1 protein-coding gene is annotated in these 8,052 nt (G+C 47.8%); it reads left to right on the forward strand.

The annotated features are described in order from the left end of the window. Positions 1 to 146: 146 nt before the first annotated feature. Positions 147 to 7,985, forward strand: a complete 7,839-nt coding sequence (locus ACE04G_RS14750) for an amino acid adenylation domain-containing protein (RefSeq protein ID WP_486094549.1) — start codon at positions 147 to 149, stop codon at positions 7,983 to 7,985. Positions 7,986 to 8,052: the final 67 nt, after the last annotated feature.

The following is an 8,052-nucleotide window of genomic DNA, read 5'->3' on the forward strand; positions in this document are numbered from 1 at the left end:
GTTCGTTCTTTATGTACAATAAATGAGTCAATGATCCGTGAGAGACTGCATCACAGATAGCCCCTTCATTAGATGCGGTGTAGAGGTGCAGTTTCTCCCGGAATTCCACGTCTTAGGCGTCATACTGAAAGGAATGGTGAATTCCTATGAACATAGCGGAGTTTATGAATCATTTACAGAAGAAGAACGTGAAATTGTACCATCAAGACGGAAAAATCAAAATGATTGGACCGCGTGAGGAAATCAATGCTGATCTTAAATCACAGATTAAAGAACACAAACAGGCTCTAATTCAGTTTCTGGTCCATCAGGAAGAAGTGTGGAATGCGCCTATTCCAAAGGCTCAAGAATCGACCAACGAGATGTACCCCCTGTCCAGAGCTCAGAAAAGAATGTATATTCTGCATCAAATGGACGATCAGGGAATTGCTTATAACGTTCCAATGGCGGTGAAGCTGACGGGTCATCTCGAACTGGATTTACTTGAAGAAGCGATTGGGCGCGTGATGGAAAGACATGAAGCACTTCGAACGTCATTTGTGGATGATCGGGGTGAGCCTGCTCAGAAGATTCACCCTAAAATTCGGTTTAAGCTTGATTTCAGTGAACGGAATGATTTAGATATCTTGGTCAAGATCAAACAATTTATTCGACCTTTTGATCTAACGCAGGCTCCGCTGCTGCGGGCGGAACTGGTTCGCTTGGATCAAGATCAGCATGTACTGCTCATGGATATGCATCATATTGTATCCGATGGGATGTCATTTGCGTTGTTTTTGAATGAACTGGCTGAACTATACAGTGGAAAACCGTTGACACCTGTTTCCATCCAGTACAAGGACTATGTAGCATGGGAGAAAGCCAAAGAACGTTCAGGTGATCTGAAGAAGCAGGAGACATATTGGCTGGATACGCTGAGCGGGGAACTGCCACAACTTCAAATGCCTCTGGATTATGCCCGCCCGCCAGAGCAAAATTATGCCGGTCAGCGAATGGTTACCCAATTGGATCAGGAATTAACGAGAAATTTGCAGCGTCTTGCCGATGAGCATGACGTAACGATGTACATGCTGCTTTTATCAGCCTACGCAGTCCTTTTATCTAAATATACTGGACAGAAAGACATTATCGTGGGTACCCCGATCGCAGGCAGGTCGAATGAACATCTCAAATCAGTAATGGGTTTGTTCACCAATACAATAGCAACAAGACATAACATCGACCCGGAACAGACATTTGTCGCGTTTTTGAATCAGGTGAGAAGGCATACCTTATCTGCATATGAGAATCAGGATTATCCTTTTGATGAACTGATTGAAAAACTGAACTTACCTATGGATCGGAGCAGACACACACTGTTTGATACAATGTTTGATTTGCAGCACGCCGAGGGTTATGTGTTCCCACTTGGTCAGCTTCAAGCGGAAATGTGTGAATTCGATCTACCGGTCTCCAAATTTGATCTCAGTCTCACCGTAATTCATTACGGAAGTCACATGAAACTGGATCTGCAATATGCTTCCGGATTGTTTGCCAAAAATAGCATGGAACGTTTTTTAAGTCACTTGATGAATGTGTTGAATGAGATTGCGTTGAACGTCACGCAAAAGGTAAGTCAGCTTCGCATGTTGTCAAGTCATGAAGAGGATCAGGTGTTGTATGAGTTTAACAGCAAGCGAGTGGATTCGTACCAGGGTACCTTAAATGATTGGTTTGAAGAACGCGCTGCATCTACACCTGAACGGATCGCAGTAGTCCACGGGGAAAAATCCATGTCGTATAAGCATCTTAATGAACGAGTAAACAAGCTGGCACGCCTGCTTCGAATGAGAGGGGTAAAGCCCGATTCGATCGTTGGTGTTATGGTGGAGCGTTCCTTGGATATGATTGTTGGGATACTTGCAGTTCTTAAAGCGGGGGCTGCATATATGCCGATTGATCCTGAACTGCCTGATGACCGAGTATTATACATGCTCAGGGATAGCGAGGCCGTGTTGCTTTTGAACGGGTGTCCTTTGAGAGACAAGCTCCACATCACATCCGAGCTGGAGATGGACGACCCGGAAATTGAACGTATGGAACCACACAATCTGGAAGGTGTTAATGAGCAAGAAGATTTGGCCTACGTGATTTACACTTCCGGTTCAACGGGTGCACCTAAAGGGGTCATGACCACTCATGGAAATGTATTGAACTATATTTCTACATTTTTGGACAGAGTACCGCTAACAGAGGAGGATGCGGTTCTTCAGGTAGTGTCCTTTTCTTTCGATGCGTTCACTGAGGAAGTATTTCCGTTGCTGGCTGTATCCGGGCGTATTGTCCTGAGTGACAAGTTAAACGAAACGCATGTGGATGACCTGGTTATGCAGATTGAAAAAGAGAACATCACTGTCTTAAGCTGTTCCCCGCTCCTTCTAAACGAGTTGGACAAAAACAGGCATCTGCGTCCACATGCCAACATGAAATTTATCAGTGGCGGGGATGTCCTGAAATACGAATATGTCCGGAATATGGTCGGTTCGGCTCAGGTGTACAATTCATATGGACCTACCGAAGCAACGGTATGTGCTACATATTATCGTGTGATGCCACAGGACGAAGGAAGAGTGTCAATTCCCATAGGCAGTCCTCTTGGTAACTATGAGGTGTTTATACTTGATGAACATCAACAACCCGTTCCGATTGGTGTAGCAGGGGAATTATATATCGGCGGAGCAGGGGTCGCTAAGGGATATCTCAACCTTGCCAAGCTCACACAATCCCGTTTTGTAGATCATCTGCTTGCATCGGGGAACAAAATGTACCGCACCGGGGATATGGGGAGATGGCTTCCGGATGGAAATATCGAGTTTCTTGGAAGAAATGATGAACAGATTAAAATCAGAGGATATCGCGTTGAAATTCGGGAAGTGGAGCATCATCTGGCAGATCATCCCGATGTAAGCGACGCTGTAGTTATAACTCAAAAAGACCAACAGGGTCAGCTCTGCCTATGCGCTTATATTGTCTGGAATTCGCCAGAACATGGACATGGCTTTGATGAACTGAAAACACATGCGAGAGAACGATTGCCAGCTTACATGATTCCTTCATGGTTTATGAGCTTGGAGCAAATTCCGCGTACCCTCAATGGTAAAGCGGACCTTAACGTTTTGCCCCATCCCGATGTGGACAGCATGGCCAATACGACGTATGTGGCCCCAAGCAATGAGCTGGAATGTATATTGGCATCCATTTGGGAAGAAATATTGGAACTTCGGCCGATTGGTGTAGATCATAGCTTTTTTGAACTGGGTGGTCAGTCTTTGAGAGCATTTGCCATGATGTCAGCCATTCAGAGAAAGTTAGAGCTTCGGATTACACTCAAGGATATCTTTAACATGCCTACAATCAGGCAGCTGGCTGCATGGCTTCTAACAGTGGAGACACAGCGCACTTGCCCAATCCAAAAGGCAAACGAAAAACCGTATTATCCATTGTCCGCAGCACAGCGAAGACTTTACATTCTGGATCGGGTGCAGCAAACGGGTTTGATGTATAACATGCCACTTATTATCCGTTTGTCCAAAGAAGCTGAACAGGTACGAATGGAGCAGACATTGCTTGAAATGATTCATAGACATGAAGGGCTGAGAACTTCTTTTACAGAAATCGATGGTGAGCCCGTGCAGCATATTCATGCCCAAGTGAACTTCTATCTTCTTGTAGGCAGCGGGTTGCAAAAGGATTTCGATCCGTTCATACATTCATTTATCCAACCCTTTGATCTGGAGAAGGCCCCTTTGTTCAGAGCTGCATTATGGCGAACAGAGACCAGCCAATATTTATGTCTTGATATGCATCATTTGATTTCAGACGCGGTGTCCATGGATATCCTTATCCAGGAAATAGGGCAAATCTATGAACATAAACAATTGGCACCATTAACCCTTCAATATAAAGATTATGCTGAATGGTCTCTGGCCCCGGAACAACAGGAACAAAGGCAAGAGCACCAGCAATACTGGACAGACAAGCTTAAAGGTGAATTGCCCGTGTTAAATTTGCCGCTTGATTTCTCCCGACCTGCGATTCAGAGTCATGAAGGAAACCGGCTTCAATTTGCAGTGGATTCCGAACTGACACAAAAACTGCGTTTGCTGGCTGCCGAAAACGGTGTAACGCTGTTTGTTTTGCTGTTAACCGCATATACGATACTTCTTGCCAGGTACACTTCCCAGGATGACATCATTATAGGGACTACGGTGGCAGGACGAGAGCATCCGGAATTGGAAGATATGGTGGGCATGTTTGTTAATACGCTGGCATTACGCTTCTATCCTGAACCCGATATGTCCTTGCAGCAGTTGCTTCATCATATTAAGGATACTACGCTTGAGGGCTTTGCCCATCAGGACTATCCGTTTGATGAACTGGTAAGCAAACTTGAAGTGAAAAGGGATGCAAGCAGGAGTGCGCTATTCGATACACTGTTTACTCTTCAGGCTGAACAGACAACGGGAATGGACGCTAATGATTTGCTGGCTGAATACTATCCGTTCAGTCACCCCACAGCCAAGTTTGATCTGAGCGTAACCGCGTTGGAAACAGCGGAGGGTATAGAGATGTTTTACGGGTATGCCTCTAGGCTGTTCAAAGAAGAGACCATTGAGAAACTGGCTGGGCATTATAACGAAATTTTGAAAGAAATTGTAAAAGATACTCAACGCACCATTGGTGAGATCAACATGGTGACGGAAAAGGAAAGGGAGCTGCTGCTGTACCAGTTCAACAACAATGTTCGGGACTACGCCCAACGAAAGTCCGTTCCGGAACAGATTGCAGACCATGCAATTCATTTTCCCAATAAAGTAGCTGTTGTATATGATGGGCAACAACTAACCTATAGCGAACTGAATGAACGGGCTACCGATGTTGCGGAAGCTCTGCTGGATCTTGGATTGCATAAAGAAATGCCTGTAGGCATTATGATGAATCGTTCATTGGAAATGATGGTTGGTTTACTCGGTATTCTCAAATCGGGTGGGGCATATATGCCTTTGGACCCTGCCTTTCCCGAGGACCGCATTCGCTACATGCTCGAAGATAGCGGTGCCAGCGTGGTTGTAACTCAAGAGCATTTGTTGTCCCAAGTGAAAAAATACAGTCATTCCATTAAAACTCTGGTGCTTGACAGTTCTTGCTCACCATTACAGAGCATTGAGGAGAAGGGCGGCCGCCAGGAGCGGAATGTTGTGTCCCGAATAAAGCATGATGACCATGATTTGGCCTACATCATTTATACCTCAGGCTCAACCGGATTGCCAAAAGGTGTATTAATTGAGCATGGATCATTCGCCAATTTATGTTATGGCTTCAGTGAATCTCAGCAGATCACGGAGCGAGATCGTGCAGCTAATTATTTGCAAATTACTTTTGATGGGTCTATTATCGATATTTTTCCGACATTGGTGGTGGGGGCCGAGCTGCACATCATCCCATCTCAGCTGCGCCTGGATATGTCACGACTAAATGCATATTTGAATGCACACTCCATTACATTGATCACGTTGCCGCCCAAGGTGTGTGAAGTTTTTATCCATCAACCTAATACCTCATTGCGTTTGCTAATTGCTGGAGGAGAACAGCTGAAACTTTCGTTTCTTCCTGACTACCCGCTGATCAATGCATATGGGCCTACTGAGAACACAGTCGCTACCACCTACCAACGGGTAGATCAGGTTCACGGCAATATTCCGATTGGCAAGCCGCTCCCCAACATCTGGACGTACGTGATGAATAGTGATCATCAACTGTGTCCAGTTGGTGTAGCAGGAGAGTTATACATTGCCGGCAACAGTGTAGCCCGGGGCTACCTTAATAATCCGGACATGACTTCGGAGAAATTTGTGGACAACCCGCATGAACCCGGCGGCAAAATGTACCGGACAGGTGATCTGGTGCGCTGGCTGCCTGGTGGCCAACTGCAATTTTTGGGGCGTACCGATCAACAGGTGAAAATCCGTGGATACCGGATTGAGCTTGGCGAGATCGAGCAACAACTGCTGAAACATCCGGCCATCCGGGAAACAGCGGTTCTGGCTCATCAGGACCCGCAGGGAAATGGGGCGCTGTGCGCCTATGTTGTATCCAAAGGTGAAGAAGTGTGGACAGCTGCTACCGTTCGGGACTGGCTGGAAGCGGAACTGCCGGATTATATGATCCCGGCCTATGTGGTGCAGCTGGATCAGCTGCCGCTGACGTCCCATGGCAAGCTGGACCGCAAGGCGTTGCCAGAGCCGGACCACCATCTGCCTGCCGGGCCGGAGACGGAAGCACCGCGTAGCGAGGTGGAGCGCATACTGGTGGAAGTTTGGCGTGATGTGCTGAACATGGAGGAGCTAGGCATCAATCACCAGTTCTTTGTTTCCGGGGGAGACTCCATCAAGGCACTCCAGATCGGATCACGTCTGGCCCGAGCGGGACTGCGGATGGAGGTCCGGGATTTGTTCGCCTACCCAAAGATTCGGGATCTCTCCCCGTATGTGAAATGGGATCAACGTGAGCGCCAGAGCCAGGAGCCTGTGGAAGGAGAAGTGCAGCTGACCCCGATTCAGCAGTGGTTTTTTGCGAACAACACGACGGAACGAAATCACTTCACGCAGTCCTTCATGCTGCATCGGGCGACCGGGTTCAAGCCGGACGTGCTGGAACCAGTGCTGGATCGGTTGCTGGAGCATCATGATGCGCTGCGCATGAGATATGAGATACAACCAGATGGGAGTATCCGCCAATTCAACCGTCCGGTTCAAACTGGAGAGCGGATGTATACCTTGCACCGATTTGATATACGGGACTGGAATGAACCGGAGCGTCAGGTCTATGAGGCGGCTACCCGGGTGCAGCAGGCATGTAACCTGGAAGAGGGCAAGCTGGTGCAGGTTGGTTGGTTTGAAGCCGAGGACGGAGACCATCTGCTGCTGGCGATTCATCACCTGGTCGTAGACGGGGTGTCCTGGCGAATTCTGTTGGAGGATATGGAAGTGCTGTATCAGCAGGCGGAGCGGGGAGAAGCGCTGGATGCGGGCGAGAAGACGGATTCTTACCAACGCTTCGCAGAAGCTGTGCAGGAGTACGCGAACAGCCCACAGGCTGCGAAGGAGCGAGCCTACTGGAGCAGGCTTGCTGCGGAGGGAGCTGGACTGAACCTGGGAGAACGGGAGGAAGCAGCAGGCCCGGATCGATTTGCGGACAGCCAAACCCTGCAAAGCACCCTGAGTGCGGAGGTCACCCGGCAGCTGCTGCGGGAGAGCAACCGGGCCTATCAGACGGAGATCAATGATCTGTTACTCAGTGCGCTGTACCTTGCGGTGCGTAAGCTGACGGGTGAGCTGAAGCTGAAGGTGAACCTGGAAGGCCATGGCCGGGAGGATGTGCTGGAGGGTATCGATCTCAGCCGCACCGTGGGCTGGTTTACGACCCTGTACCCGGTTCTGTTGGAGGGTGAAGCGGAGGACGAACTTTCGACCACCATCAAACGGGTGAAAGAGGGATTAAGGAAGGTACCGCATAAAGGCTTTAGCTATGGAGCGCTGAAATATGTGGCCCAGATGCCGGAGTTACAGGCGGAGAAGAAGGCTCCAATTCTATTTAACTATTTGGGAGAGATCGGAGCATCCGCAAATTCCGGGTGGGTTCATGCTTCACATTTTAAACCGGGAGAAAGCATGGGCGAGCACATTGCACGCATGAACCCGATTGAGCTGAATGTAGCCATCTATAACGGAAGCCTGGCCCTTAGCACAACCTATACCAAGTCTGCGTTTTCAGAAGAAATGATTCTTAATTTAAACCATTATTATATCGAAGCAATTGAACAAGTGATTGATCACTGTATCAGCAAAGAACATACGGAGAAGACATCTACCGACTATGGATTTAGTGACTTGTCATTAGAGGATCTTGAAGATTTATTAAGCGAATATGAGCTGATTGAGGATTAATATTTGTCTATTTTCATCCCATGTTTAGGACAGCTTAGGTACGATCCAATAAGGAGATGATATCGGT

It is taken from the genome of Paenibacillus sp. AGC31 (assembly GCF_057334655.1).